Raw genomic sequence first — 26,031 nt, 5'->3', positions numbered from 1 at the left:
GTTTGCATGGTTCTGACCTCGGAACCGGACTAACACGCGTGTTTGAAAGCCGCAAAAGGTAGGGGCAACTTGTGGGCAAAGGTTACAGAAAGGTAAAACCGTCTCTGTAACCCTTTGATTTTGCGTGTGGCCACCCTTGTCCACGCGTGGACAGCCCCCTACAGGACGTAGCGGCTGAGGTCGGTGGAGCGGGTCAATTCACCCAGATGCGCCTCGACAAAATCGGCATCCACCGTCACCTCGACCCCAGCCTGATCCGGCGCGGTAAAGCTCAGCTCCTCGAACACCCGTTCCATCACCGTATACAGCCGCCGCGCGCCGATATTTTCGATGCTGCTGTTTACCTCGGCGGCGATCTTTGCCAGCGCCGCGATGCCCTCATCGGTGAAGGTCACAGTGACCTCTTCGGTCGCCATCAACGCCGTATACTGACGGGTCAGGGCGTTGTCCGTCTCGGTCAGGATGCGCACGAAATCCTCTTCGGTCAGCGCCCGCAACGTCACCCGGATCGGTAGACGCCCCTGCAATTCCGGCAGCAGGTCAGACGGCTTGGCGATGTGAAACGCCCCCGAGGCGATGAACAGGATATGATCCGTCTTGACCGGCCCATGTTTGGTCGAAACGGTCGTGCCCTCGATCAGCGGCAGCAGGTCGCGCTGCACACCCTCGCGGCTGACGTCCCCACCGCGCGCTTCTTGCCGGGCCGCTACCTTGTCGATCTCATCCAGAAAGACGATGCCGTTCTGCTCGACCGATTCCAGCGCCGCTGCCTTGATCTGCTCGTCGTCCAGCAGCTTGTCGGCCTCTTCCTGAATCAGGATTTCATAGCTTTCCGCGACCGACAGACGCTTGCGCGTGGTGCGCCCGCCAAAGGCTTTGCCGAAAATATCGCCAAGGTTCATCATCCCCATGTTGCTTCCCGGCTGGCCGGGGATCTCCATGGTCGGGAAGGGAGAGGCTGTCTCGGCGACGTCCAGCTCAATTTCGGTGTCGTCCAGCTCGCCGCTTTTCAGTTTGCGGCGGAACATGTCGCGGGTACCTTCGCGGGCGTCCTTTCCGGCGATGGCCTCGATCACGCGGTCCTCGGCGGCCTGATGGGCGCGGGCCTTGACGTCTTCGCGCATCTGCTCGCGCGTCTGCGCGATGGCGGCATCCACCAGATCGCGGATGATTTGCTCCACATCGCGCCCGACATATCCAACCTCTGTGAACTTGGTCGCCTCGACCTTGATAAAGGGCGCGCGCGCCAGTTTCGCCAGACGGCGGCTGATCTCGGTCTTGCCGACGCCGGTGGGTCCGATCATCAGGATGTTCTTGGGATACACCTCATCGCGCAGGTCGTCCGACAATTGCTTGCGCCGCCAGCGGTTGCGCAAAGCCACGGCAACGGCGCGCTTGGCCTCTTTCTGGCCAATGATGAACCGGTCGAGTTCCGAGACGATTTCACGGGGGGTCAGGTCAGTCATGAGAGTCCTGTGCGTTGGTGGGGGCGAATTTTCGACGAAAACCCGTCTCAGCCCAGCGTTTCGACGGTCAGGTTGCCGTTGGTATAGACGCAGATGTCAGCAGCGATGGCCATGGCGGTGCGCGCCACCTCTTCGGCTGACTTGTCGCTGTCCATCAGCGCCCGCGCGGCGGCGAGCGCAAAGTTCCCGCCCGAGCCGATGGCCGCCACGTCATGTTCGGGTTCCAGCACGTCGCCCGCGCCGGTGATGACATACAGTTCCTGCCCGTCCGTGACGATTAGCATCGCCTCAAGTTTTTGCAGGTACTTGTCGGTGCGCCAGTCCTTGGCCAGTTCGACGCTGGCGCGTTGCAACTGCCCCGGCGCGGCCTCCAGCTTTTTTTCAAGCCGTTCAAGCAGGGTAAAGGCATCGGCGGTCGAACCGGCAAAGCCGCAGAGCACGTCATGACCACCCGGCGACAGGCGGCGCACCTTGCGCGCCGTACCTTTGATCACAGTTTGGCCAAGGCTGACCTGACCATCGCCCGCAATCACCACCTGACCGCCCTTGCGGACGCCGATGATTGTGGTGCCGTGCCATCCGGGAAAGCTGTTGTCGCTCATATGCCTGTTCCTTTCGGTTGCCCCGGATATGGGCCACAGGGGCCAAAACGACAAGGGCGCCCGAAGGCGCCCCTGAAACATCAACCGGTTAAGCGGTTCAAATCGATTCTTCGATCCAGCTTTGCAGCGCGGCCTTGGGGCGGGCGCCGGCAAGGTTGGACACGGCCTGACCGTCCTTGAAGACGAACAGCGCAGGGATACCGCGCACGCCCATGGCGGCAGCGGTGTCGGGGTTGCTGTCCACATCGACCTTGGCGATCTTGACTTTGCCTTCCATTTCCTTGGAAAGCTCTTCAAGTGCGGGGCCGATCTGTTTGCAGGGGCCGCACCATTCGGCCCAGAAGTCGACGACAACGGGAATGTCGGAATTCTTTACTTCGGCGTCGAAGGTGGCATCGGTGACGGCGACGGTGGCCATGGGGATTCTCCTAGGGGTTGGGGCAGCCTGACAGGTTGCAGAAGGTATGGAGCGTGGTCGGCGCCGTCAAGGTGTGCTTGTCTGCGCGAGAGCTTGTGTCACAGCTTCGTGTGACAGCGGCATGTAGTGCGTTGTTGCGGTCCATATCAAAGCGGTTTCGATTTGGCGATCAGGATAGATCTGCGCCAGTGCGGCGGCATAGGCCCCCATCTGACGCAGCAATCCGTCGGGCACGCGGGCGGGATCATCTGGCACGGTGCGGTTGGATTTGAAGTCTACGGCAGTCACGGTCTGCGGTGTAACGATCAACCGGTCAATGACGCCGTGAATGCGTCCAAGGCCGGGCAGATCAGCGGTGACAGGTACCTCGGGCAGCGCGTCCGGGGCAAAGACATGTGCCAGATGCGGGGCGGATAAAACGGACAGTGCCTCATCGAGGATCTGTGCTTTTTGGCTGGCGACAATGGCAAGGTCCGGATCGTCGTCGATCTGCTGTCCCAAGGCCTCGGCGGCGTCCGCGCGCAAGTCGGCTGGAAGAGGTGCCAGATTTTCCAGCAACAGATGCAGCGCGGTGCCGCGCGCCTTGGCGATCTCTTCTGTGTCGCCCGCCGCCCCCGGCAGCGCCTTGGCACCGCCAAGATCAGAGGGAGAGCGCGCCTTGATCAGGTCCGCCGGGGTTGGCGCCGGGACCAGCAGATGCGCGGGCATCTCTATGTCCGGTGGCGCGGGGCGGGTCACGTCCTCAAACGGCAGGTGGGACCAATCCGCAAGGCCGAGCCGCCAACCTTCTCCCGCGCCCAGATCCCCAAAGTCAAAAATCTGACGTTCCGGGCCGGAACGCTCCATCCCGCGCGACACTTTATCGTACCAGGCGTCGCCGGATTTCCCCAGATCGCCCGCGGCCCCGACAATCAGCCATTTCTCGGCCCGCGTCATGGCCACATACAGCAGCCGGTCCTTTTCCTGCGCGGCTTTTTCCTTGGCCGCGTCAATCACCGCCTGCTGGCGTGGCGGTTGGGCGTCGGCGCTGCCTTTCCACAAAGGGCCGTGCTCATCGGTGAACAGGTCGTCGCGCAGCCGGTTATCTGGTTCGGCGCAGTCCGGCAGGATCACGATGGGTGCCTCCAGCCCCTTTGAGCCGTGCACCGTCATGACGCGCAGCGTCTCACCGGCGCTGTCGGGCGCGCGTTTGATCCGCAGATTGTCCGACTGCGCCCATTCGAGAAACCCGGTCAGCGAGGGCACGGCGCTTTGCTCATAGGCCAGCGCCTGTTGCAGCAGTGCGTTGATGCCGTCCTCTGCCTCTGGTCCCAGCCGCCCGATCAGCATGCGGCGGCCGTTGTGGCGGGTCAGGATGCGGTCGATCAGGTCGTAGGGGCGCAGAAAGTCGGTTTGCCCGCGCAGGTCGTCCAAAACGCGCAGCACCTCGGGGAAGGCCTCGCACCGTCCGCGCAATTCCTCCCACAGGTATTTGCGTTCCCGCCGCGCGGCGAGGTCGAACAATGCCTGTTCGCTGAGCCCGAACAGGGGTGAGCGCAGGACGGTGGCCAGCGACAGGTCGTCTTCTGGCGTGGACAGGAAGCTGAGCAGAGCGATGATGTCGCGCACCGCCAGTTCCGCCATAACCTTGAGCACGTCCGCCCCGGCAATCGGCAGGCGTTCCTGTTTGCAGGCGCGGATGATTTCCTTGAATAGACGGCCCCGCTTTTGCACGAGGATCAGCACATCGCCCGCATGAACGGGCCGCGCGCGGTAAGTGCCGGAATGGCCGATTTCCTCCGCCAAGGGCGTCTTGGCGTCGATGGTTTGGCGGATGAACCGGGCGATACGCTGGGCCAGAATGACTGTGTGATGCGTGGCGCTGGGCCGGTCGACGGGTTCGTGCCACGCGCCGTCCTCTTCATCTCCGACCTTGTCGACCAGCGGCCACAGATCGACCCGCCCCGGCATGGCATCCTTGAAAGCGCGGTGCAATTGGTCCGGGACAAAGCCCGACGCCTGCGCGCCGTCAAATGTGTTGTCGACCACCCGAAGGATCGGCTCGGCAGAGCGAAAACTGTATTCCAGCCCCATCGAGACCAGCGGCGCGTCGGTCCGGTGCAGTCTATCGGCAAAATCATCGCGCATCCGGTCAAATTCAGAGGGATCCGCCCCCTGAAAAGAATAGATCGACTGTTTCTTGTCTCCGACCACAAAGATGGTGCGCCGCACATCGGCGCGCGCGCCTTCACCGGCAGTAAACTCTTGTGCCAGCCGCTCGATGACCTGCCATTGCACCGGCGAGGTGTCCTGCGCCTCATCCACCAGAATATGGTCGATGCCGCCATCCAGCCGGTAAAGAACCCATTCCGCCACACTGGGATCGCTGAGCAGGTCACGGGCGCGGGTGATCAGGTCGTCGAAATCCAGCCAGCCGCGCCGCATCTTTTCGGCTTCATAATCGCGCAAGAATTCCCCGGCAAAGGCATGAAGCGCCGCGTCCCGCGCAGCGGCGGCCAGCGACATCTGCGTGGTGCGGGCCTCTTCGACGCGGGACGCCAACTGGTCAAGCGCCTCAAACAGGTCGGGGGCGTTGGCGCGCGGTTTCTTGGTGCCCAGCGTCTTGCGAATTGTGCCGGTCTGCGTCAGCAGCGCGGTTTGCAACACGTCCAGCCCGGCGGCATCCGGGGCCTCGATCATCGCCAGTTGGTCGGCCAGCGTGCCATCGGTCTTGCCGCCGTCGCGCAGGTAGGGCGTCAGCGCCTCAAACAGCGCCAGTTCGGACCCGAGAAAGACAGAGCCCAGCAGAGTCTCTTCGCTGTCATCCTCTCCCAGCCCATAGGCCAGCCTGATCTGCGCCGCGCTCATCGGCGGGTCAAAGGCATCGCGGCGGCGGCACAGTTGGGCGGTCAGCTTCTCCACGTCATCGCCAGAGATATGGGGCGCGATGTCCTGCAACAAATGGGCCTGCGGTCCTTCGGCCAGACGGTCCAGCACCTCGGCGCGCATCAGCTCTGCGGCGCGGTCCTCCATTTCCTGAAATTGCGGGGTGACGCGGGCCTCCAGCGGGAAACGCCGCAACAAGGAGGCGCAGAACGAATGGATCGTCTGGATGCGCAACCCGCCTGGCGTTTCGATGGCGCGCGCGAACAGTGTGCGCGCCTCACGCAGGTAGTCGCCGGACAGGTCCGTCTCAACTCCCAGCCGCTCCAGATCCTCACGCAGCCCGCCCTCATCCAGCATCGCCCACGCACCCAGCCGCTTGAACAGGCGGTTTTGCATCTCTGTCGCGGCGGCCTTGGTGTAGGTCAGGCACAGGATATGTGAGGGATCGACCCCGTCCAGCAACAGCCGCGCCACCCGGTCGGTCAGCACGCGGGTCTTGCCCGATCCGGCGTTGGCCGCCAACCATGTAGAATGCCATGGCGCTGCAGCATCGACCTGCCGCTGGGTTGCCTCATCGCGCATCATGTCAGGAGCTCCTTGACCGGCGTGTCGGTCACGTCCCACTCGCCGAACCGCGCAAGGTGGTCATAATCGCCTGCATCGTTGTCTTTTTGCAGGGCGCGTCGGGCGGTAAACCCGGTGTTTGGGTCATGATAGGCGGTGATCAGCGTGACAAACTCTGCCCAGACTTGTTCGGGCGGCGCATCCTCCAGCGGGGCAAGCACTTCCTTGGGGTTGCTGGGTTGCAGCGAGATGAACACCGCGCGCTCCACATGCGGCGGCTCCAGCGGGGCGAAGCCGCCGTCATCCAGCATGGCCGCCTCCAGCAACAATTGTTTGTCGAAACTGCGCTGTTCCTTGGCCGACGGCGCCGCACCTGTCTTGTAGTCATAGATATGCGCGCCGCCGCGCCCGTCTATGTCGATCCGGTCGGCGGTGGCGGTCAGTGTGAATCCCAATGCGGGGATCGTGGCCTTTCCCCTGATCTCGTACTGGCTGGGGGTGGCGTGTGCTTGGCGGTCTACCTCGGTTTCCACGAACCACGGCGCGATGCGGGCCATGCGGGCCTGCCATAGCGAGCGGGTTGTGGGAAAGGGGACCTCATCGGGATCGCCGATGATCTGTTCTGCCAAGGCCAGCAGCCTGCCGGGGGTCAGGTCCAACGGCTCTATCTGTGTGGCTTTGACGAAGTCCTCCAGCACTTTGTGGGTGAGGATGCCGCGCATCAGTGCGTCGGGGGCCTGCATCAGCGGATCCAGTGGTTTCAGCCGCAGAACCCGCTTTGCATAGATCGCAAAAGGGTCACGGACGAGGCGTTTGATTTCGGTGACCGACAGCTGTTTGGGCCGCGCCTCGGTGGGCGGGGCGGGAGAGGGGCGCAACACGGGTGGCGCGCTGATCGGCGTTTCCGAGGCGCGGGCCAAATCCAGCCAATGCGCGCCGCGTGCGCGCATCTGCTCGATGGCGGCGGGTCCGTCGCGATCCGGTAGGCCCCGCATCAGGTTCATCAGCCGGTTCAGCCAGCGCGAGGGCACTGTTTCGGCCTCATCGGATTTCATCGAGCGCGTCAGCCAGACCTCTGGCGCGGCGGCGGCTTGCTGAAAGTCATGCGCCGACAGGCCAATGCGCCGTTCGGGCAACAAAAGTCCAGCCTTGGCGCGCATCTGACGATTTAGCCACGGATCAGCACCGGGCAGTTCGGGCCAGCTGCCCTCATTGAGGCTGGCAAGGATCACCAGATCGGCGTCCATCACGCGGGCCTCCAGCGTGCCCCAGATCAGGATATTCGGGTGTGGAGCGTCGCGGTCGCGGACCTCTTCGCGGGACAGCAGTGCGCCCAGCAGGTCGGCAAAATCGCGGGCGCTCATGTCTGCGCCAAACTCTGCTTCGCGGCTGAGGGTCTGCATGACGCCGTGCAGCTTGCGGCCTGCTGCCTCTTTCCACAGCCCGCCGGACCCATCGATCCCCGGACCGGCGCAGACCGCCTCTGTCAGGGCCAGCAGCGACGTGACCCAATCGGGCAGGGGGCGCTTGCCTGCGTGATCGTGGCCGCAAAATCGTTGCCCGGTCCATGACGCCCAATCGCCGCGCGCGCGCGTTTCTCCCCAGGCGGCAAGGGTTTCGGGCTGCGGATAGGGCATGCCGTTGCGGCGGATGAACAGTTCCAGATCGCGGGTGTTGAGCAGGTGTTGCCCGCGATCCGCACCGCTGTGGGTCAACGGATGCTTGAGCAGGGTCAGCAGCATTTCGGCGGTCAGCGGTTTGACGAACAGTTCCGCCACATGGCGCAGCAACCGCCCCGGCGGGGTCAGTTGCGCGGGCGTGCCGCCGCTGTCGTCCGGCAGGATGTTCCAACGGTCCAAAGCCGAGGTCACGCGACGGGTCAACATCCTGTCGGGTGAAATAACGGCGGCGCGTTGTCCGTCCGCAACCGCCTGCCGTAGGCGCAGCGCGATGGCCAACGCCTCATCCCGTTGGCTGGTCGCCTCCAGCAAGGTGACGTCCTGCATCGCGTCCGGCAGCAGGGGCAGGGACGGCCCCTCGGACAGCCATTGATGGGTGACCGGCGCGGGCCGCAGGGCCAGCGACACCACGCGGTTGCGCGCGGGGCTGGGCGGCGGCGTGTCGGTCCAGTTGCGAATATCGCCCGGCGTCAGATCCAGCGCCTGCATCAGCCGGGCAAAACGAAACTGCGGGTGGTCCTCGCCCGTTAGGGCATTGTCCAGCCGCGCCCAGACATCTGTCGGCGTATCGGCATCGAACCCCGGCAGGACCACCGCGCCTTGCGGCAGGCGTGCAACCGCGGTCATGAACGCGGCAGTGGTGCCGCGCGATCCGGTAGAGCCGGCGACGATTATCGGGTGTTGTGGTGGGGTCTCTTCCCATTGTTTCAGGCGCAGGGTCAGCGCAAGGCGGGAATAGCTTTGCGCATCGGGCGCGCTGTCAGCCTCAAAATACCGCTGAATGATCTTCAGAAAGGTCAGTGCGCGTTGCCAATGGCCCGATTGGTCCGACACATCAAGGTTTTCGATGGCTTCCGGCGGCACGTTTTCGCCCTGCATCTCTTCCATCAGGGTGGCAAGACTGTCGGCCAGATCAAACAGCGCGGCGCGCGGGGCAAGGTCGGGCGCTTGATCCAGCAGTCCGGACACCAGCCCGGTCAGCTCTAACCGGCGGCGCAGGGATGGAACGGGCGTGGGCAGTTCAGCGCGGGTGAACGGATCCGCCAGATCGGTGACAAGCCGGATGCGGGGCAGCAGGCAGGCGGGACCGGCATCAAAGACCGCGCGCAGCCGCCGCGCCATGCGGTCCGAGTTGACGTAGATCTCAGCCTGCGCCATCGCCTCTGGTGGGGAGTCCTGCATGCGGGCGCGCAGCCCCGTGACCAGTTCGGTCGCAAAATCCGCACCGCAAGGCAGCGCAAAGAGACGGGGGCCAGAGGTTTCAAACACGCAACATCTCCTCGGCCAGTGCGATGCCTTCGGGATGGCCAACGTCGCACCAATGACCGGGATAGGTCAGCCCGTACAGGCGGCCCGCCCCGGCCTGTGCATTCCAGACAGTATTGAGCGAAAAGGCGGGTTTGGCGATGTCGGCCAGCCTGTCCGTCTTGATGATCTGCGCGCCGGTATAGACAAGATCACCCTTGCGCGTCAGTTGCCCGTCCGGTTGCAGGGCAAAGTCGCCACCCGTCTTGCGTCCGACCGCACGGGCCAGCGGCACACAAAGCAACAGCGCGTCCATTCGAGTCGGGTCCCATGCATCGCGCAGCAGGTGCAACGGGTTGGGGCCATTCCAGATAGCGTCAGCGTTCAGAGTGTACACAGGGTGTGTTCCCAGCGTTGACAGGGCAAAGCGCAAACCGCCGCCTGTGTCCAGAATCTCTGGCTGTTCTGTCGACACATGCACGTCGCGGCCCGCCAGATGCGCTTCGATCTGGTCCGAGAGGTAGTGCGCGTTGACGACACGCGTCGGAATGCCGTCAGTCAGGGCCAGTGCGTGATCCAGTAACGGCTTGCCCGCCACCTTGATCAGCGGTTTCGGCGTGTTGGCGGTCAACGCACCCATGCGGGTGCCGAACCCGGCGGCAAAGAGCATCACGGCGTCGGGCATGTGGCTTTCAATCTTTCAAGATGCGCAGCGTCGGGCGCGGGCAGGGCGGAGTCGAGGATCAGTTTGACAGGTGCCAGAACCGGGTGGGCAAGATCGGTTTGCAGGTGGCCCCAGACGCGCGGGATCAGGTCGATGTAATGCGGTTTCCCCCGGCTGGAGGCAAGGCGGGCAAAGACCCCCAGAATACGCAGGTTGCGTTGGGCGCCCAGCACGGCAAGCGAAGCGTGAAAGGCGTCTGTGGGCAGGCCGGTGGCGGTCAGGTAATGCGCGATACAGGCCTTGGCCGTGTGTGCAGAGACATCGCGACGGGCATCCTCGATCAGAGAGACAAGGTCATAGGCCCGGTGTCCCTGCATCGCGTCCTGAAAATCCAGCAGTCCGGCGCGGGCGGCCCCCTGTCGGTCGGGCAGATACAGGATGTTCTCGGCGTGATAGTCCCGCAGCACCATGACGTCGCAGGGTTGGGCATGAGCCTGCAACAGCGGGACAAAGGCCGCGACCGCCTGCGGCAGCGCATTGGGCGCATGAGTGTAGTGCAAGAACGCAAGGTCCACCATTTGGGCCATCCGGTCCGGCGTGGCCAGCGGCAGATGCGGCGGCGGCGGGACGTTGTGCAGCGCGATGAGCGCGTCAGTGGCCAGCAGGTAGAGATCATGTTCGTCCTGCGGTGTTTGCGCCAGGCGCGCCAGCAGCCCGTCGCCGAGATCCTCAATCAAAAGCAGACCGTTTGCGCTATCCTTGGTAAGGATGCGGGGCGCGCTGAGGTCTAGTCCTGTCAGATGCTGTGCCAGACGGGCAAAAAGGCGGACATCGCCCTCGGGGTCCTGCATCAGGATCGCAGTTTTCCCTTTCAGATGCAGGCGCGTGTACCGCCGGGCCGAGGCGTCCCCGGCCAGCGGTTCTTGGCGGGCATCGCCCCAACCGCAGGCTGTCAGAAATCCGTTCATGCGATCTGCTCCGCACGCAATGCATCCCATCGCGGGGTTTGCCAGTCCAGCGTGGCAAGGCGGCTGTCATCCTCTGGCGCGGCGGCAAAGGTCAGATTCAGGGCGTCGCGGGGCGCAAGATCTTGCAGGCGGTCGGGCCATTCGACGAGGCAAATGGCGCTCTCGAACGCCTCTGTCAGCCCCAGTTCCACGCTCTCGTCCGGGCCGGTCAGGCGGTACAGATCCGCGTGCCAAAGTTCACCGGCGGTCGTGTCATAGGTCTGGACCAGCGTAAAGGTCGGGGATGGCACATCCTCGGGGACCACAAGCAGCGACTGGATCAAGCAGCGGGCAAAATGGGTCTTGCCGGCCCCGATCTGACCGGACAGCAGCAACACGTCACCAGATTGCAGCAGTGCGCCGATGCGCCGGGCAAAATGGCAGGTCGCCTCTGGCGAGGAAAGGGTCAGTGTGATGTGGCGGGACGTCATGGCGCGGAGGATACAAGCGCCGCACGGCGCTGCAAGCTGGTTCAGCCTACAGCGCGATGTTCTTTTTGCTCCAGTTGATGACGTCCGGAAACAGCTGCAACGGCGGAGAACCGGACAAGTGTCGCACCGGCGGCCACCGGCTGCACAACGCACAACGCATCGGTTCGCCGGTTTTCAGGACCAGATCCGCCCCAATACTTTGGCGGTCGCGCAGGGTCAGGACAAACTCACGGAGATCGGGCCAGATCGGGCTTGCATCGCAGGCCTGCTGCCAATCTTTTGTGGCATCGACAATGGTGATTTCGGCAAAGGCGCTGTCCGGGTCACAATCCCATTGCGCCCGGTAGGCGGCGTTCGAAAAAGTCAGCACGCCGAGGCGCGAAAACACGGCAACGGCATCTTCGAAGCAGTCCAGCACCGATTGGGTCAGTTCTAGCTCTGACCGGAAGCGGCGGGTCAGGGAAATCTCGGCGCTGATGTCCTCGATCAGGAAGGCAACAGCCCCATCGGGATGCGGGCGTCCGGTGATTTTGTAGGTCAGGCCCGAAGGCAGGTTCCACGTCTCGCAATAGCGATCTTCGCGGGCGGCAGAGACCACATCGTACAGCTTGTCGCGCCATGAGGCGTAATTCTTGGGTTCTGGCATCATGCGGTTTTCGCGCATGTGATCGAAAAAGCTGAGCAGGTTGGGCTTGGCCGACAGAAAATCAACCGGAAGGTGGGTCAGGTCGACCAACGCGGGATTGAACAGCACCAGCTGTCGGTCGCGGTCAAACACTGCAAGCCCGATGGGCAGATGGGCAAAAGTCTTGGTCAGGGTCTGTACAAAGTTCCGTTGCGCCATCTCGGCATTGACGAGGCTGTCAATACTGGTGGCGTAGTGCATCCAGCCATCCGAAACAGGCCGGGAAACCACTTCGTACCAGCGCTGTGGATGGCCGTCCGGTTTCACGCTGACGCGAGTCGTCCGCTCAACCCGCGTTGTCGGCAGTTTCAGGTCGATCGGGCTGGAATCCTCTGGTGTTTTTCCTGCGTCCCTGCACAATTCTTCGTACGCATCGTTGTTCCACAACAGGTTGCCGTTGGTGTCGGTGTGCCACAATGCGTCGGGCGCATTGCGCGACAGTTCAACCAGTCGATTGTGTTCGTCGGTCTGACAGCGGGAACGGAACAGGTTGGCGGCACCGTCAGGTGTGCAGCGCAACCGTAGATGCAGGCGGTTCGCCGAGGGTTCGGCAATGAGTTCAGCGTGCGGGACATTGGGCGAGGCCCAGATCATCTGGCTGATGGGCAAGTCCGCAGGAAGCGCCGGGAAACCGGGTGAAAGCGCCTCACGCACTTCGTCCCAGCCCATGCCGGTAAGGATAGTGCGGTTGAACAGTTCCGCAGCGTCCGGAGTATGATCGACAACCTCGCCATTGCGAAACAGCAAAACGGTCTCGGGTATACCGACGTGCATGCGAGTCGATCGTTTTGGCCGCAAAGCAACAAAGATCAAGGCAACAATGAGAAACGCGGCAGCGGTGCCGGCCCCGATTGCCAGAATGAGATAATCCTCCAACGCCTTGTCCTGTCCGTGTTTCCAGTTGTCTTTAGCCTACCGGAAACTGTGAGTTGTATAAGGTTAATTTGGGGTTAATCGAACAAGGGTCACGTCAAATACACGTTTATGTCTCAATCTGCCGGTTCTCACCCAGTGGCGTGCCGGGCTTGGTCGGTTCCGCCACGATCTTGCTGCGTGGCCACGCCACTTCGACGATAGCACCGCGCCGCTCTGTCTGGTCCGTTGCTGTGGTGTAGGGATCTGTCCCGTTGGCAAAGCTGAGTTCGGCACCTGTGCGTTCCAGCAGGGTCTTGGCGATGAACAAACCAAGCCCCATGCCCTCATATTCTGGCCTTGCGCGCTTGTCGCTTTCGCTGCGTCGGCGACGCATGAACGGGTCGCCGATGCGCCCAATCAGATGCTGCGGAAAGCCGCGACCGTCGTCGATGATGCGGATAGAGACCACGTCATCGGTCCACATTGCCTCTATCCAGACGCGGGTGCGGGCGAAATCCACGGCGTTTTGGACCAGATTGCGCAACCCGTGAATGACCTCAGGACGGCGCAGGATCTGCGGTTGGGTGTATTCGCCACCCGGACCGGGGCCATCCTCTATCAGCACTTCTTTACCGCGGTCCTGATGCGGCTCTGCGGCCTCGCGGATCACCTCGACCAAGGGTGCCTGCCGCATATGCAGGTCGTCCTTTCCGGCGCGGCCCATACTCCGGAGAATGTCGCGGCATCTGTCCGCCTGCTCACGGATCAGCAAGGCATCTTCCCGCAGTTCGGGATGGTCATCTAGTTCTTCGGCCAGTTCCGACGAGGTGAGTTTGATCGTGGCCAGCGGTGTGCCCAGTTCATGCGCTGCCGCCGCGACCACACCGCCCAGATCATTGAGCTTTTGCGCCCGCGCCAACGCCATCTGCGTTGCGGCCAATGCGTCGGACATCGAGTTCATCTCTCGTGTGATGCGGCGCGAGTAAACAGAGATGAAAATTAGCGCAATTGTGATAGCAACCCATTGACCATAAACAAAAATATCAGGGATGCGCAGGATGAATCCCTGATCTGTCCGCAGGGGCAGGTGATAGTAAACCATGCCAGACACCAGCACGAAGGCGGTGAACCCAAGCAGAAACGTGGACCGCAGGCTGAGCACGGCGGCGGACACCGTCACCGGGGCCAGTACCAGCAGCGAAAAGGGATTGTGTAACCCGCCAGTCAGGAACAGCAGAAAGCAAAGCTGCAGCAAGTCGAACATCACCATCATGAAGTTCTCAGTCTCGCTGAGCCGCTTGTTTTCGGGAAAAACAGAGATCGCGACCAGGTTACCGACGACGGAAACGCCGACCGCGAGGTAACACAGGCCCAGCTCCAGCTGCAGGTTGTACAGCCGTTGCGCAATTGTGATCGCAGTCAACTGGCCAATCACGGCGAACCATCGCAAAAGGATCATCGTCCGGAGGCGAATCCAGTTGCTGCGCTGTTCGTCGCCGATCAGTCCCAGGTCCTCCTGCGCCATCTGCGCCCTTTCGTCCCTCTTGCACCCCGCCGCTCAACGGATAGCTAAGCATAAAACATTCCGGAGATAGAAAGTCATGCAGCGTCTTGCCGCAATCGCCTCCTTTGCCGCCCTTGTCGCCATCAGCGGGGGGGTCTGGTACGCAACCCAGCGCACCGGCTCGGATGATCCGTATGCCCAGTGTCGCACCAGCAAGGTTGCTGGTGGAAGTGAACAAATCGGCGGATCGTTCAATCTGTTGAACAAGGCCGGGGAGGCCGTGACCGACAAAGATGTGATCACAAAGCCCAGCCTTGTGTATTTCGGATACACATTCTGCCCGGACGTCTGCCCCTTTGATGTCGCACGCAACGCTGACGCTGTGGATGAATTGGATGCGCGCAACTACGACGTCACGCCGGTCTTTATATCGATCGACCCGGAGCGCGACACACCCGAAGTCGTGGGCGAGTTCTCGGAGCTGATTCATGAACGCATGATCGGCCTCACCGGGACACCTAAACAGGTGAAAGCCGCAAGCCAAGCCTATCGGACATACTACCGCAAACAGGAAAACGGCGATCCCGATTACTACTTGGTCGACCACTCGACATTTACCTATCTGGTGCTGCCGGAAGCGGGCTTTGTCGACTTTTTCCGCCGCGAAGTGACCCCAGAGGAAATGGCCGATCGGGTCGCCTGCTATATCGACGCCTCTTGACGGGGACAGATGCGTTTGACCAGCGCGGTTTGCGCGGCTAATACTCGATCTCACGCACCGTTTGCGGGGAGGAAAGCGCTTGGCGGAACGCAGCATCGAAGACCTTGGGGATGACAGGTCGCTTCTCCTGGTAGATGACGACGAGCCTTTCCTGAGACGACTTGCCAAAGCTATGGAAAAGCGCGGCTTTGAGGTCGAGATGGCCGGTTCAGTTGCTGCCGGAACCGCCATTGCGACCGCGCGTCCGCCCGCCTACGCGGTGTGCGATCTTCGGCTAGAGGATGGCAACGGGCTCGACGTGGTCGAGGTGTTGCGTGACAAGCGGCCGGATTGCCGGGTGGTTGTCCTGACGGGGTACGGCGCGATTGCCACAGCCGTTGCTGCGGTCAAGATTGGCGCGACGGATTACTTGTCCAAACCTGCCGATGCGAACGACATCACAAACGCGCTGCTGGCCAAGGGGGATGATCTGCCGCCACCGCCGGAAAACCCGATGAGCGCGGATCGCGTGCGGTGGGAACATATCCAGCGTGTGTATGAGTTGTGTGATCGCAACGTGTCGGAAACGGCGCGGCGGTTGAACATGCACCGTCGGACGTTGCAGCGCATTCTGGCGAAACGCTCGCCGCGCTAAGTGGCAGGCGGTTGCGCCAGAGTTTGCCTGAGCCAGTCGACAAACAGTCGGACCGCAGGGCGAATAGGGCCGTTGGGCAGGATCACCTGATAGGTGTTTCGACGGGCGCATTCCAGGTTCAGTTGAACCAGTGATCCATCCGCCAATTCGCGCCGAACGACTATTTCGGTGGCGACAATTGCGCCGATGCCGCGCTTGGCCGCCTCAATCTCCAGCGACCGTTCGCCTATGTCCCGCCGCGTGATCTGGCTGACATCAAGCCCGGCAGCGGCCAGACAGACCTCATCGAACGGTTCGTGCGGACCCAGTATCCACGGTATGCCTTGCGGAGTCCCAGAGGCCGCCAGTTCAGGCGCGGCGACAAAGATGGTGTCACATTCCAGCAGCGGTTCGCACTGAAACGCGGGCCAATCGGTGGGCGCGCCGACCCGGATGCCCAGATCAAATCCGTCAAAATCCACGGGTGACAGACAGGCCCCGGGCACAAAGGACACCTGAATATCGGGATGTGCGCGCCAGAAGTCCGACAGTTTGGGCAGGATGACGGCATCGACGATAAACGTGGTTGTCGTCGCGCGGATGCCCCGGGTGGCTTCGCGCTGGCGGACGTCCTCGATCCCGTTGGCGACCATGGCAAAAGCCTCTCGCAGGGGGGCGGCCAGATGGTGTCCGGCGTCGGTCAGAATAATCCCGCGCCCCTCGCGGCGAACGAGTTTTACACCCATATCCGATTCCAGTGCCCGCACCTGTTGGGCCACCGCTGCCGGGGTGACATTCAGCGCCCGTGCGGCGGCAGAGAATCCGGACAGTCGCGCTGTCGCCTCAAACGCGCGAAGCGCAGACAGGGGCGGAAGATGACGCCAGTCGAGGTCCATAATCATTAATCCTAGCTATCATGTCGGTGTATTTTCCTGACTCGGGTTGGCGTTCATAGCAAGGTATTTGTGCTGTGAGATTTATAACCCGTCTGGAGAAAGTGATGCTTTTGTTAACAGAAGATGTGGCTCGGGGGATGCGTCGGTTTCATGCGTCCGGTCGTCCGATCAGCCGTGATTTCGCAAATGAAATAGCAGCCTGCGCTATGTTGCGCGACCGCAGGATGATCCGGCGGTCCGCTGCACGGGCCAAGGTGTTGTTGGTTCTGCTTCAGATCGCGGCAGCATTTCGCGCCGCGCTTCCCGTCATGCCCAGAGGCCGGCGCGTCGCCTTGATGCCCCGTCAGAGATCGTAGCGTTTTAGGATCTTGTCCACGACCTGCCCATCGCCAAGCGGTACGCCGGACTTGCGGCCATAGTCCTCGAACCCCCGGCTCTGGTAATAGGCAAGTCCGCCGGTATTATCGGCGCGGATATTGGCGTTGATCCAGCGATATCCCAATGCCCGAGCGGCCTGTTCCGTGGCGCGAAACAGCATCGATCCGATGCCAAGCCCGCTGTGCCCCTGACGGGCAAATGTGGCGATTTCCGCAGCATCGTCCGGCAGGTATTCCGCCGGTTCGATCCATTGGAATCCCAGAACCAAGCCGGTTTCATCCTCGGCCAAATGCCATGCGGAACGGTCTTGGGCGCGGGCCATCCAGTCCCGCAAGTCATTGGTCATGAGCGGATCAGTGATCGCCGTTGTCCCGCCTTCGGCAATGATCTCGTTCAGCAACTCCGCCATCGGACGGCAGTCAAGCGGACCTGCGGTGCGGACAGAAATCTGCATCACGGCATCTCCTGCAACAGACGGGCGTGGCGGGCGGTGAAATCTGCGCGCACCTTGACCGGCGGGCGCAGATGAATGCGCAGGTCGGCGATCATGTCCAGATCCGGCGCGCCAAAGAACCTGTCCGCTTCGGTGCGGGTGAATCCGGCGATCTGCGTCGCCTCCATCCAGGCGCTTATACGGTCGGCTTTTTTGATCTGCTTTTTCAGCCGTTGCGGCGTTGCAGCGGGAAGGCCAAACCGGATGTGCACCGCGGCAGCCAGCCGTTTGTCCAACTCATCATAGTTGGGCCCGACCGCCGCCTTGACCGGCGAAATCATGTCGCCAATCACATATTCCGGAGCATCGTGGAGCAGTGCGGTCAGGCGTTCGGCGGGTCTCGCCTGCGGGCAAAGCCGACCAAAGATCACCTCGACCAATAGCGAATGTTCGGCAACGGTATAGGCATAGTCGCCGCGAGTTTGGCCATTCCAGCGGGCGACAAAGGCAAGGCCGTGGGCAATGTCCTCTATCTCGATGTCGACCGGCGTCGGGTCCAGCAGGTCCAGCCTGCGGCCCGATAGCATCCTTTGCCAGGCGCGGGGTGTGCGGGCCATGGTCTGCCTCAGCCTTGCGCAACGAAAAAGACATTGCGTTCCATCCCGCCACATAAGGCATAGCGCTGGGCGGGAAAATGTTCGGCCAGGAATTCGGCATACATGCCACGCTGCCAGGGGCGGTCCGCCTCCAGCACGATCATCGGGGCGTTTTGTTCGATCATCCGCCGCGCACCCAGCAAGGCGGGCTTTTCATGGCCTTCGACATCCAGATGCAGGATTGAAACGATTCGATCCGACGGGCAGAGGGCATCAAGTGTTACAACCTCAACCGGAACGGTTTCGCCCTCGTCGTCTGTTTCGACGATCTTGGCGCGCGCCGCCGTGGCGCTGCCACCCTCACGGGCCAGTTGCAGGTGCAGGGTGCCGGACGTTTCTCCAACCGCGACGGGGGCGAGCGCGACGTTGGTCAAGCCATTTAGCTCAATAGTGCGCTGCGCGGCGGCAAAGCTGAGCGGATTCGGCTCAAAGCTAACCACTCTGGACCCGGGGACCACGGCCCGCGCCAGCGCCGGAAAAAAGTCGCCGATAAAGGCGCCGCCGGTCACGATGTCGCCGCCCTGAGCCCTCCGTGCCAGCAAGGCCAGTGTATTTGGTTCGTAAACCCCGCCCTGTGCGAGGATTTTGGGAATCTCGCGTTTTGCATAGGCGTCAGGCACGCAATAGAAACCGTATTCGTTCACGCAAATTCGGTAGTCAAATTCCATCAGCCGTCATCCCTGCCAGAAACCGCGTTCTCAATATGACATCCCCTCTTGTTGTCAATCATAGCCCGCTTTGGTACGGGGTCTCATCCCGCACAGGCGGCATCAGGAGCATAACGACATGACGACCGACTATATTGTTAAGGACATTTCGCTAGCCGACTTCGGGCGCAAAGAGCTCGATATCGCCGAGACTGAAATGCCGGGCCTGATGGCCCTGCGTGCCGAATATGGTGCGGAACAACCGCTTAAGGGTGCCCGTATTGTCGGTTCGCTGCACATGACAATCCAGACGGCCGTGCTGATCGAGACGCTGACAGCCCTTGGCGCCGACGTGCGCTGGGCGTCGTGCAACATTTTCTCCACGCAGGACCACGCTGCGTCGGCCATCGCCGCTGCTGGTGTTCCGGTCTTCGCGATCAAGGGCCAGACGCTGGAAGAGCATTGGGACTACCTCGACAAATCCTTCATGTTCGAAGACGGCCCCAACATGATCCTCGACGATGGTGGCGACGCCACGCTGTACGTCCTGCTGGGCGCGCGCGCCGAAGCGGGCGAAAATGTCATCGCCGTGCCGACCTCGGAAGAAGAGGAAGTCATCAAGAAGCAGATCGCCAAGCGCATGGCGGCAAGCCCCGGTTGGTTCACCAAGACCCGCGACCAGATCATGGGCGTGTCCGAGGAAACCACGACCGGTGTGAACCGCCTGTACCAACTGGTGCGCGACGGCCTCCTGCCGTTCCCGGCGATCAACGTGAACGACTCTGTCACCAAGTCGAAGTTCGACAACAAATACGGTTGTAAGGAATCGCTGGTCGACGGCATCCGCCGCGCCACCGATACCATGATGGCCGGCAAGGTTGCCGTGGTCTGCGGTTACGGTGATGTGGGCAAAGGCTCTGCCGCGTCGCTGAAAGGCGCGGGCGCCCGCGTGATCGTGACCGAGATCGATCCGATCTGCGCCCTGCAGGCAGCGATGGACGGTTTCCAGGTTGCCCCGCTGGAAGACGTGGTTGCCACGGCTGACATCTTTGTCACCACCACCGGCAACAAGGACGTGATCCGCATCGAGCATATGCGCGAGATGAAGGACATGGCCATCGTCGGCAACATCGGCCACTTCGACAATGAGATCCAGGTTGCCGCGCTGAAGAACCACAAGTGGACCAACATCAAGGAACAGGTGGACATGATCGAGATGCCGAACGGGCATCGCATCATCCTGCTGTCCGAAGGCCGTCTGCTGAACCTCGGCAACGCCACCGGCCACCCGTCCTTCGTGATGTCGGCGTCCTTCACCAACCAGGTTCTGGCGCAGATCGAGCTGTATAAGAACGGCGACAACTACAAGAACGAGGTCTACATCCTGCCCAAGCATCTGGATGAAAAGGTCGCGCGTCTGCATCTGGACCGCATCGGCGTCAAGTTGAGCGCGCTGACCGAAGAGCAGGCAAGCTATATCGGCGTCAAACCCGAGGGCCCGTTCAAGCCTGAGCACTACCGCTACTGACACATTGCGCCAACCGGCGCCCCGGCAACCGCTGGCCGACAGGCTGGCGGTTGTCCTGTTTCAGGGGCAATTATGCACAGGCTGCAAAAAGATTTCTTGAAATCCGCAAAACCGGTTTGAGGATCGGGCCAGTTTGTCGTTTTGATAGGTGCGTTCATGGAACGGCGCGATGACAAGAACCGTTGTCGTCATGCTTCCATCGCAAGAAAGGTTCCGAATGTTTACCAGACGCCTGTTTATAGCCTCTGCCGCCGCGCTTGCCGTGCCGGCGATTGTCCGCCCTGCCAGTGCTGCGCCGGGTGACTGGACCGCGTGGGATGCACAGGTGACGCCGCCCGGCTTTGACCTGCAGACGACAAATCCATGGGGACTGCATCCGCGATACCTGCCGCGGCAGGTCACGGCCAACCCGGGTCTGAAACCGGGCGACGTCCACGTCGATGCGGTTGCGCGGTATTTGTACCACATTCAGGACAACGGAACGGCAATGCGTTATGGCGTCGCCATCGGACGTGACGGCCTGTACGCGCCGGGCGTCTACACGATCAAGCGCAAGTCAAAGTGGCCGCGTTGGACCCCTACCCCCGCCATGATTAAGCGAGAACCTGGGAAATACGCCGAATGGGCAGGCGGCATGCCTCCGGGGCCGAGCAATGCTTTGGGGTCGCGCGCCTTGTACCTCTACAGGGGCAACCGGGACACCTATCTGCGCATTCACGGCACGCCAGCACCGCGCTCTATCGGGACGCGGGCCAGTTCAGGTTGTGTGCGCATGGTCATGCCGCACATCAACTATCTGTATGATCAGGTCGACACTGGCGTGACCGCCTATCTGTACCCGACAGACGGCAGCCCGCTGGCCTGAGGCTTAAAGCCTCAGGATTGGGGCCGGGTGCAGATCGGGTTGCCCGCGCTGGTGCGCAGCGGCAATTCCGTCGTCTCGACGGGACCGCGATGGGTGTACCAGTAACAGCCGTCTTCAGACCGGAGTCGCACATTGTCCAGATCCTGATAGGACGCTGCAATGGCGGCTACGGCTTCGGGCGCGGCCGAGGTGGGCCGACCTGTGCCATCGGCACCGGGCACCGGCTCACAGGCGGCAAGCGCCAGAAGGACAAGGGGGCTTGTTATCAAAAACGGGCGTCGTGTCATGTCAGGCCAATCGGCTACTTGCGTTGGCCGGACAGTCGCACCCTGCGCCCCGGGCTTCAAGCCGCTTTGATCTGCGATGGTCATTCTGTGGCCGGATAGCCGAACCGTGTCGCGCCTACTCTGACAGTTTTGACAAATATCCTTCGCGCACCACCTCGGGGTCATAGGCTTTGCGCGCAAACACCTGTCGCACCATCGGCTCAAAGTGTGCCAGCGGACGGGTGTCATAGTCCGGGTCGAAACTCGACTGATCCCAGCGTTCACAAAAGGCAGCACAACTGTCGAAACAGGGGTGATCCCGGAATCTGTCGCGCGCATCGCGGTCCCAGCCGTAGTGGTGGCCGTAGTAGAAGCTCTGGAAAATTCCGTGGTGTTCCACCACCCATGCCACGTCCCAGCGCACAAAGGGACGGATGACCTCGGCGGAAAAGCGGTCATGGTTCTGAGGTGCCAGCCCGTCGCCAACATCATGCAGCAATGCGCCGACAATCCAGTCGATGTCCGCGCCGTCACGCTCTGCCCGGGTTGCGGATTGCAGGCCGTGGGTCAGCCGGGTAATCCGGTAACCCTCTAGCGTCACCTCGTCCTGACGGCGCAATTCGTCCAGAACCCGGTCGGGGGTCAGGGCCAGATAGGGTTTTTCCAGCTGTTCGAGAAGTTCGTAGTCTTCTCTTGTGCCGTCCTTCATCTGGGTAAAACTGACGGTACGGGTTTCGGTCATCTGTGTCCCCTTTTGTGTCTTTGCGGGTCAAGGCGCGCGGGCCCATGCGCCAAAAGCGGCCCGCCTACAGCGACATCTCTTGCGCTGTCCCCTTCGCGGCAACCATCCGATAATTCGACTGTCTTCGCGACCCCAAAGTTGCGGGTTCGGGTCATACCGTGGACAATCTCTTGGAGGGTGGTTCTGGTGCAGCGGCGCGATACGGGGAATGATCGCTGCCCATTTCCCTTGCCAATGGCATGTTTGTGCGGTCACGATGCACCCGCATGGCCACATTGGCTGCGACAATAGCAAAGACGGCGCGCGACATGGGCAGCGCCTGATACGAGGGAGTGAACATGGGAAAACGCGACGAACTGATCGCCAAATATGCCGAGGATCTGAAGACCAAGTGCGGGATGGACCCGGACATGGCGCTTTTGACCAAGGTGACAATCGGCTGCGGTCCGGCCATCTACAACGCGGATGCGTCCACTGTCGCCTCCTCGCAGGAGCAGGAACTGGAAACGGTCAAAGACAACTTTCTGGTGAAGAAACTGGGCCTTGCAGACGGTCCAGAGCTGATGGAAGCCATCAACAAAGCGGTGGAAACCTATGGCAAGTCTGAGCGCAACAAATACCGCGCTGTGATCTACTACATGCTGACCAAGCATTTCGGCAAGGAATCCGTTTACGCTTGATCGCCGATGTGGCGTGACCAAGACCCCCGCGCGGCGGGGGTCTTTTTCGTTTCTCGTCCGCGCTGGCACGATCGGTCAGCGGCAATTGAGTGAAATTGCTGGAACAATGGATTTGCGTCGCGGCGGTCCGGGCCGTAGATTGAACTCGACTGGCCAGAAAGGCCGGAACCGTAGATTTCGTTACACGTGTGGTGCGTAGGGAGCACGTGGGTGAGCGGAGGGTTCTGGCTTGGCTGGAACCCTCCATTTTTTGTTTGGATCGCTGCGCTTTTCAAAACAGTGTCAGCACAACCCCCATCATTGCGCAGGCCAGCACCGCGTATCCGCCGTCGATTATCGTCAGCATTGGAGGACGCATCCCGTAGGCATTGTTGATCGCAACCCACGGCGCGATGAAAAACAGGCCGATGCCTGCGCCCGACAACAATCCGCTGCCGACGGAGTCGATCCCGCTGGAGGCAAAGACATGCCGCATCATGCCGGCAACGACCAGTTGCATGACAAATGTGAACCCGAACAGCATCGGGCTTTGACCGCCTTCGGGATTGCCGTCCGCGTCACATTTGACGCCTGACGCGGCTTTCCACGGGTTTGCTAACGCCATGTACCAGACAGCGCCCAAGCCAAAGGCGACAAGGGCGGCGACCAAAACGTTTACGATTTCCAACATGTCTCGGGGCTCCGGTTTCCGGTTGCATCAGGCCCCGGACACCGCTGTCGGGTCAGACAAGACAGCTGACCCCGCGTGCTGCGCGACCTGACCCACTTTGCGTGAAATCTGCGAACCCTTCAACAGATCTGAACGGCTGTCCCTTCCTTTGGGGAGGCGACAGAAGTCAGTCGGTCAACCCGGCCAGACCGCAGATCACAGCCCATTCCGCATCCGTCACCGGCTGAACCGACAGGCGTGAGTTTTTGATCAGCACCATTTCTGCCAGTCGCGGGTTGGCCTTGATCTCATCCAGAGTGACCGGGGTCGGCGCGGTGTCCAGCGCCTTGATGTCCACGCATTCCCACCGCTCATCATCGGTGCTGCTGTCGGGATGAGCCTCGGCGATCACCTCGACGGTGCCAACAATCGCTTTTTCCTTTTGCGAATGGTAGAAAAAGCCCCGGTCGCCCACTGCCATCTCGCGCATGAAATTGCGCGCCTGATAGTTCCGCACCCCGTCCCATTCCTCACCCGCGTCGCCCTTGGTGCGCTGGTCGTTCCAGGACCAGGTCGACGGCTCGGACTTGAACAGCCAGTAGCGCATCAGATCACCTTTTTCCACGCGGTCAGCGTGACGTTTTCGAACAGACCGGCCTTGGCGTAGGGGTCATTGGCCGCCCATTCCTTTGCCGCCGCCATGTCGGCCACGTCGAGGACGATCAAAGACCCGATCATGCCGCCCTCATTGTCCAGCAGCGGCCCTGCCTGCGAGACATTGGTGGCCTTGAGGTATTCAAGATGCGCGTCGCGGGTGTCCTTGCGGATTTGCAGGGCACCGGGTTTGTCGTGGGCAATGAGGGCAATCAGCATGTCATTCATCCTTCAGAGGTCTGGAAAGCAGGGTGTTCATCGCTTGGCGCACGGTCAAGCGGCCTTGGGTCAGGTCAGAGACGGCGGTGCAGACGGGCAGTGGAATTGCGTGATCCAAGGCCAGTTGTGCGGCGGCCTGCGCGGTGGCGGCGCCTTCGACGGTTACAGCGGGGTCGAACGGTTCGCCGCGTCCCAGTGACAGGCCAAAGCGATAGTTGCGCGACAGGTCAGAGGTGCAGGTCAGCGTCAGATCGCCAAGGCCGGACAGGCCGGACAGGGTATCCGCCTGCGCGCCCAATGCCGCCGCCAGCCGCACCATTTCGGCAAAGCCGCGCGTCATCAGCGCGGCACGAGCACTGTCGCCCAATCCGGCACCGATGCAGGCGCCGCAGGCAATGGCGATCACGTTCTTCAACGCGCCGCCCAATTCCGCACCGATCATGTCGTCGCTGCGATACAGTCGCAGAACCGGCGTCGACAGTTGCGCCTGCACCGCCCGCCCCGTGGCCTCATCACTGCAGGCCAGCGTCAGTGCCGTCGGCAACCCGCGCGCGATATCGGCGGCAAAGCTGGGGCCGGTCAAAACGGCGGGGGTCGCGTCCGGTTGGTGCCGGGTTATCAACGCCGATGGGCCGACGCCCTCGGTCAGGTCGATGCCCTTGCAACAGGCAACCAGCGCGTGGCCCCGCGTCGGTGTCATGATCTGGTCCAGCAGGCGTGAGAGTTGTTGCATCGGGACCGACAGCAGAAGTGTGCCGCAGGCCGCCGCCTGCCCCAGATCGTCGGTGATCGTCACGCTGTCGGGCAGGGTGACGCCGGGCAGACGCGGGCTTTGGCGCGAATCCTGCATCGCCCTCACATCTCGTGCCCACAACGTCACCGGCTCCTTGCGTCCCAGCGCCACCGCCAGAGCGGTGCCAAAGGCCCCCGCGCCAAGGACCGCGACGCTCATGCCTTGGCGCCTTTCTTGCCCGATCCGACCAGCGGCGCGGCCTGTTTGTCCAGCGGCCAGCGCGGGCGTGCGGAAAGGGTCATGTCGTGGGTCACACCGGATGCCAGCAACGCGCCACCCGCATAGGCGATCATCGCGGCGTTGTCGGTACACAGGCTCAGCGGGGGGGCAGTGAATCGCAGGCCGGTTTCGGAGCAAACGGTTTGCAGCGCGTCGCGCAGTGTCTGGTTTGCGGCGACGCCCCCGGCGACGGCCAGCGCGGGTTCTGCGGGGGCCTCTTCCAGATAGGCGGCAATGGCGCGCCGCGCCTTGAGCGCGAGCACATCGCGCACAGCGGCCTGAAATCCGGCGCACAGGTCGGCCACGTCCTGACGGCGCAACCCGCCCTGTTCCGCGATCAACTGATCACGCTGCCGCAACAACGCGGTCTTCAGCCCCGAAAAGGACAGGTCACAACCGGGACGGTCCAGCAGCGGGCGCGGAAAGCGGAACCGTTTATCATCGCCCTCTCGCGCTGTGGTCTCAACCGATGGCCCGCCCGGTTGCGGCAGGCCAAGCAGGCGCGCGGTCTTGTCGAATGCCTCACCCGGCGCGTCGTCGATGGTGCCGCCAAGGCGGGTGAAATCATCCGCCCCGCGCACGATCAGGAACTGGCAATGCCCGCCAGAGACCAGCAGCATCAAGTAGGGATAGGCCAGATCATCGGTCAGGCGCGGCGTCAGCGCATGTCCTGCCAGGTGGTTCACCCCCACCAATGGCACCCCCAATCCGGTGGCCAGCCCTTTGGCCAGCATCACCCCCGACAGCACCCCCCCGATAAGACCCGGACCGGACGTCACCGCGATGGCATCGACGTTGCGTAATGTCACCCCGGCCTCAGCCAGTGCCTCTTCGACGCACAGGTCCAGCCGCTCGGCATGGGCGCGGGCGGCGATCTCTGGAACAACGCCGCCAAATCCTGCATGCAGGTCGGCCTGCCCTTTTACGACAGAGGCCAAGACCTCACGCCCGCGCAGCAGGGCGGCGGCGCTGTCGTCGCAGCTGCTTTCTAGACCCAGGATCAGGGGAGCGGACATCGGCGGTTCCCGTTGCGTTGCATGGCGCCTGCAGGTAGCACCACCCGGCGCGCGCCACAATCCCGGAGGCC

At 62.2% G+C, this 26,031-nt stretch carries 26 protein-coding genes; 5 read left to right on the top strand and 21 right to left on the bottom strand.

Annotated elements, in window-relative coordinates; translation table 11 throughout:
* Positions 1-158: 158 nt before the first annotated feature.
* From hslU to regB, 10 genes are all read right to left on the bottom strand, one after another.
* The gene (gene hslU, locus ANTHELSMS3_RS04900; RefSeq protein ID WP_094033900.1) at positions 159-1,466 is read right to left on the bottom strand and encodes an ATP-dependent protease ATPase subunit HslU; all 1,308 of its coding nucleotides are present in this window, start codon (positions 1,464-1,466) and stop codon (positions 159-161) included.
* Positions 1,467-1,513: 47 nt separating this feature from the next.
* Positions 1,514-2,068, bottom strand: coding sequence for an ATP-dependent protease subunit HslV (gene hslV / locus ANTHELSMS3_RS04895; protein ID WP_094033899.1), 555 nt, complete (start codon positions 2,066-2,068; stop codon positions 1,514-1,516).
* A 97-nt stretch (positions 2,069-2,165) separates the two neighbouring features.
* Positions 2,166-2,486, bottom strand: coding sequence for a thioredoxin (gene trxA / locus ANTHELSMS3_RS04890; protein ID WP_094033898.1), 321 nt, complete (start codon positions 2,484-2,486; stop codon positions 2,166-2,168).
* A 66-nt stretch (positions 2,487-2,552) separates the two neighbouring features.
* On the bottom strand, positions 2,553-5,936 hold the full coding sequence (gene addA, locus ANTHELSMS3_RS04885; RefSeq protein ID WP_094033897.1) for a double-strand break repair helicase AddA: 3,384 nt from the start codon (positions 5,934-5,936) through the stop codon (positions 2,553-2,555).
* On the bottom strand, positions 5,933-8,863 hold the full coding sequence (gene addB, locus ANTHELSMS3_RS04880; RefSeq protein ID WP_094033896.1) for a double-strand break repair protein AddB: 2,931 nt from the start codon (positions 8,861-8,863) through the stop codon (positions 5,933-5,935). Before addB ends, addA begins: the two co-directional genes overlap by 4 nt.
* Positions 8,856-9,524: a nucleotidyltransferase family protein gene (locus ANTHELSMS3_RS04875; RefSeq protein ID WP_198319881.1), complete on the bottom strand. Its 669-nt coding sequence runs from the start codon at positions 9,522-9,524 to the stop codon at positions 8,856-8,858. The genes addB and ANTHELSMS3_RS04875 overlap by 8 nt, the downstream gene beginning before the upstream one ends.
* Complete coding sequence (locus ANTHELSMS3_RS04870) at positions 9,509-10,471, bottom strand: aminoglycoside phosphotransferase family protein (RefSeq protein WP_094033895.1); 963 nt, start codon at positions 10,469-10,471, stop codon at positions 9,509-9,511. Before ANTHELSMS3_RS04870 ends, ANTHELSMS3_RS04875 begins: the two co-directional genes overlap by 16 nt.
* The gene (tsaE, locus tag ANTHELSMS3_RS04865; protein ID WP_094033894.1) at positions 10,468-10,941 is read right to left on the bottom strand and encodes a tRNA (adenosine(37)-N6)-threonylcarbamoyltransferase complex ATPase subunit type 1 TsaE; all 474 of its coding nucleotides are present in this window, start codon (positions 10,939-10,941) and stop codon (positions 10,468-10,470) included. The genes ANTHELSMS3_RS04870 and tsaE overlap by 4 nt, the downstream gene beginning before the upstream one ends.
* A gap of 46 nt (positions 10,942-10,987) precedes the next feature.
* A complete protein-coding gene (locus ANTHELSMS3_RS04860; protein WP_094033893.1) occupies positions 10,988-12,502 on the bottom strand; it encodes a PAS-domain containing protein in 1,515 nt (504 codons plus the stop codon).
* Positions 12,503-12,608: 106 nt separating this feature from the next.
* Entirely contained in the window at positions 12,609-14,006 is a 1,398-nt protein-coding gene (regB, locus tag ANTHELSMS3_RS04855) for a sensor histidine kinase RegB (RefSeq protein ID WP_094033892.1), read from the bottom strand.
* 76 nt (positions 14,007-14,082) lie between these two features.
* Here regB and ANTHELSMS3_RS04850 point away from each other — a divergent pair, with 76 nt between their 5' ends.
* Positions 14,083-14,706, top strand: coding sequence for an SCO family protein (locus ANTHELSMS3_RS04850; protein ID WP_094033891.1), 624 nt, complete (start codon positions 14,083-14,085; stop codon positions 14,704-14,706).
* Positions 14,707-14,785: 79 nt separating this feature from the next.
* Positions 14,786-15,340 carry an ActR/PrrA/RegA family redox response regulator transcription factor gene (locus ANTHELSMS3_RS04845; RefSeq protein ID WP_089276400.1) on the top strand — a complete coding sequence of 185 codons (555 nt, stop codon included), beginning with the start codon at positions 14,786-14,788 and terminating at the stop codon, positions 15,338-15,340.
* Here the strand turns inward: ANTHELSMS3_RS04845 and ANTHELSMS3_RS04840 are convergent.
* The 4 genes from ANTHELSMS3_RS04840 to ANTHELSMS3_RS04825 form a co-directional block, all read right to left on the bottom strand.
* On the bottom strand, positions 15,337-16,215 hold the full coding sequence (locus ANTHELSMS3_RS04840) for a LysR family transcriptional regulator (RefSeq protein WP_198319880.1): 879 nt from the start codon (positions 16,213-16,215) through the stop codon (positions 15,337-15,339). The two genes, ANTHELSMS3_RS04845 and ANTHELSMS3_RS04840, sit on opposite strands and share 4 nt — an antisense overlap.
* Positions 16,216-16,558: 343 nt before the next feature.
* Positions 16,559-17,047 carry a GNAT family N-acetyltransferase gene (locus ANTHELSMS3_RS04835; protein WP_094033889.1) on the bottom strand — a complete coding sequence of 163 codons (489 nt, stop codon included), beginning with the start codon at positions 17,045-17,047 and terminating at the stop codon, positions 16,559-16,561.
* The gene (locus ANTHELSMS3_RS04830) at positions 17,047-17,643 is read right to left on the bottom strand and encodes an HD family hydrolase (protein ID WP_094033888.1); all 597 of its coding nucleotides are present in this window, start codon (positions 17,641-17,643) and stop codon (positions 17,047-17,049) included. Before ANTHELSMS3_RS04830 ends, ANTHELSMS3_RS04835 begins: the two co-directional genes overlap by 1 nt.
* Positions 17,644-17,651: 8 nt before the next feature.
* Positions 17,652-18,350, bottom strand: coding sequence for an FkbM family methyltransferase (locus ANTHELSMS3_RS04825; RefSeq protein ID WP_094033887.1), 699 nt, complete (start codon positions 18,348-18,350; stop codon positions 17,652-17,654).
* 118 nt (positions 18,351-18,468) lie between these two features.
* Here ANTHELSMS3_RS04825 and ahcY point away from each other — a divergent pair, with 118 nt between their 5' ends.
* Both ahcY and ANTHELSMS3_RS04815 read left to right on the top strand, forming a co-directional pair.
* Positions 18,469-19,857 (top strand): adenosylhomocysteinase, encoded by a 1,389-nt coding sequence (ahcY, locus tag ANTHELSMS3_RS04820; protein ID WP_094033886.1) that lies wholly within the window; start codon positions 18,469-18,471, stop codon positions 19,855-19,857.
* A gap of 217 nt (positions 19,858-20,074) precedes the next feature.
* Complete coding sequence (locus ANTHELSMS3_RS04815; RefSeq protein WP_094033885.1) at positions 20,075-20,722, top strand: L,D-transpeptidase; 648 nt, start codon at positions 20,075-20,077, stop codon at positions 20,720-20,722.
* A gap of 11 nt (positions 20,723-20,733) precedes the next feature.
* Here the strand turns inward: ANTHELSMS3_RS04815 and ANTHELSMS3_RS04810 are convergent, their stop codons facing one another.
* Positions 20,734-20,991, bottom strand: coding sequence for a hypothetical protein (locus ANTHELSMS3_RS04810; RefSeq protein ID WP_157733398.1), 258 nt, complete (start codon positions 20,989-20,991; stop codon positions 20,734-20,736).
* A gap of 133 nt (positions 20,992-21,124) precedes the next feature.
* Positions 21,125-21,697 carry an HD domain-containing protein gene (locus tag ANTHELSMS3_RS04805; protein ID WP_094036935.1) on the bottom strand — a complete coding sequence of 191 codons (573 nt, stop codon included), beginning with the start codon at positions 21,695-21,697 and terminating at the stop codon, positions 21,125-21,127.
* Between the two features lie 371 nt (positions 21,698-22,068).
* On the opposite strand from ANTHELSMS3_RS04805, the gene ANTHELSMS3_RS04800 reads away from it, so the two are divergent.
* Positions 22,069-22,410, top strand: a complete 342-nt coding sequence (locus ANTHELSMS3_RS04800) for a DUF2853 family protein (protein WP_094033883.1) — start codon at positions 22,069-22,071, stop codon at positions 22,408-22,410.
* Between the two features lie 271 nt (positions 22,411-22,681).
* On the opposite strand, the gene ANTHELSMS3_RS04795 is transcribed toward ANTHELSMS3_RS04800, so the two are convergent.
* From ANTHELSMS3_RS04795 to tsaD, 5 genes are all read right to left on the bottom strand, one after another.
* Positions 22,682-23,077 carry a DUF1761 domain-containing protein gene (locus ANTHELSMS3_RS04795; RefSeq protein ID WP_094036934.1) on the bottom strand — a complete coding sequence of 132 codons (396 nt, stop codon included), beginning with the start codon at positions 23,075-23,077 and terminating at the stop codon, positions 22,682-22,684.
* A 169-nt stretch (positions 23,078-23,246) separates the two neighbouring features.
* Entirely contained in the window at positions 23,247-23,666 is a 420-nt protein-coding gene (locus ANTHELSMS3_RS04790; RefSeq protein ID WP_094033882.1) for an EVE domain-containing protein, read from the bottom strand.
* The gene (locus tag ANTHELSMS3_RS04785) at positions 23,666-23,932 is read right to left on the bottom strand and encodes a YciI family protein (protein WP_094036933.1); all 267 of its coding nucleotides are present in this window, start codon (positions 23,930-23,932) and stop codon (positions 23,666-23,668) included. Before ANTHELSMS3_RS04785 ends, ANTHELSMS3_RS04790 begins: the two co-directional genes overlap by 1 nt.
* 1 nt (position 23,933) lies before the next feature.
* A complete protein-coding gene (locus tag ANTHELSMS3_RS04780; protein ID WP_094033881.1) occupies positions 23,934-24,884 on the bottom strand; it encodes an NAD(P)H-dependent glycerol-3-phosphate dehydrogenase in 951 nt (316 codons plus the stop codon).
* The gene (gene tsaD / locus ANTHELSMS3_RS04775; RefSeq protein ID WP_094036932.1) at positions 24,881-25,960 is read right to left on the bottom strand and encodes a tRNA (adenosine(37)-N6)-threonylcarbamoyltransferase complex transferase subunit TsaD; all 1,080 of its coding nucleotides are present in this window, start codon (positions 25,958-25,960) and stop codon (positions 24,881-24,883) included. Before tsaD ends, ANTHELSMS3_RS04780 begins: the two co-directional genes overlap by 4 nt.
* Between the last annotated feature and the right edge of the window lie 71 nt (positions 25,961-26,031).

It is taken from the genome of Antarctobacter heliothermus (assembly GCF_002237555.1).
Lineage (GTDB): Bacteria > Pseudomonadota > Alphaproteobacteria > Rhodobacterales > Rhodobacteraceae > Antarctobacter > Antarctobacter heliothermus_B.
Note: the sequence above shows the minus strand (reverse complement) of the source record. Positions and strands in the feature narration are given on the sequence as shown.

Bases quoted from the DNA above. Each gene is read 5' to 3' on its own strand.
- hslU (WP_094033900.1), bottom strand. From the start codon at position 1,466: ATGACTGACCTGACCCCCCGTGAAATCGTCTCGGAACTCGACCGGTTC.
- hslV (WP_094033899.1), bottom strand. From the start codon at position 2,068: ATGAGCGACAACAGCTTTCCCGGATGGCACGGCACCACAATCATCGGC.
- trxA (WP_094033898.1), bottom strand. From the start codon at position 2,486: ATGGCCACCGTCGCCGTCACCGATGCCACCTTCGACGCCGAAGTAAAG.
- addA (WP_094033897.1), bottom strand. From the start codon at position 5,936: ATGATGCGCGATGAGGCAACCCAGCGGCAGGTCGATGCTGCAGCGCCA.
- ANTHELSMS3_RS04875 (WP_198319881.1), bottom strand. From the start codon at position 9,524: ATGCCCGACGCCGTGATGCTCTTTGCCGCCGGGTTCGGCACCCGCATG.
- ANTHELSMS3_RS04870 (WP_094033895.1), bottom strand. From the start codon at position 10,471: ATGAACGGATTTCTGACAGCCTGCGGTTGGGGCGATGCCCGCCAAGAA.
- tsaE (WP_094033894.1), bottom strand. From the start codon at position 10,941: ATGACGTCCCGCCACATCACACTGACCCTTTCCTCGCCAGAGGCGACC.
- regB (WP_094033892.1), bottom strand. From the start codon at position 14,006: ATGGCGCAGGAGGACCTGGGACTGATCGGCGACGAACAGCGCAGCAAC.
- ANTHELSMS3_RS04850 (WP_094033891.1), top strand. From the start codon at position 14,083: ATGCAGCGTCTTGCCGCAATCGCCTCCTTTGCCGCCCTTGTCGCCATC.
- ANTHELSMS3_RS04840 (WP_198319880.1), bottom strand. From the start codon at position 16,215: ATGGACCTCGACTGGCGTCATCTTCCGCCCCTGTCTGCGCTTCGCGCG.
- ANTHELSMS3_RS04835 (WP_094033889.1), bottom strand. From the start codon at position 17,047: ATGCAGATTTCTGTCCGCACCGCAGGTCCGCTTGACTGCCGTCCGATG.
- ANTHELSMS3_RS04830 (WP_094033888.1), bottom strand. From the start codon at position 17,643: ATGGCCCGCACACCCCGCGCCTGGCAAAGGATGCTATCGGGCCGCAGG.
- ANTHELSMS3_RS04825 (WP_094033887.1), bottom strand. From the start codon at position 18,350: ATGGAATTTGACTACCGAATTTGCGTGAACGAATACGGTTTCTATTGC.
- ahcY (WP_094033886.1), top strand. From the start codon at position 18,469: ATGACGACCGACTATATTGTTAAGGACATTTCGCTAGCCGACTTCGGG.
- ANTHELSMS3_RS04815 (WP_094033885.1), top strand. From the start codon at position 20,075: ATGTTTACCAGACGCCTGTTTATAGCCTCTGCCGCCGCGCTTGCCGTG.
- ANTHELSMS3_RS04805 (WP_094036935.1), bottom strand. From the start codon at position 21,697: ATGAAGGACGGCACAAGAGAAGACTACGAACTTCTCGAACAGCTGGAA.
- ANTHELSMS3_RS04800 (WP_094033883.1), top strand. From the start codon at position 22,069: ATGGGAAAACGCGACGAACTGATCGCCAAATATGCCGAGGATCTGAAG.
- ANTHELSMS3_RS04790 (WP_094033882.1), bottom strand. From the start codon at position 23,666: ATGCGCTACTGGCTGTTCAAGTCCGAGCCGTCGACCTGGTCCTGGAAC.
- ANTHELSMS3_RS04785 (WP_094036933.1), bottom strand. From the start codon at position 23,932: ATGCTGATTGCCCTCATTGCCCACGACAAACCCGGTGCCCTGCAAATC.
- ANTHELSMS3_RS04780 (WP_094033881.1), bottom strand. From the start codon at position 24,884: ATGAGCGTCGCGGTCCTTGGCGCGGGGGCCTTTGGCACCGCTCTGGCG.
- tsaD (WP_094036932.1), bottom strand. From the start codon at position 25,960: ATGTCCGCTCCCCTGATCCTGGGTCTAGAAAGCAGCTGCGACGACAGC.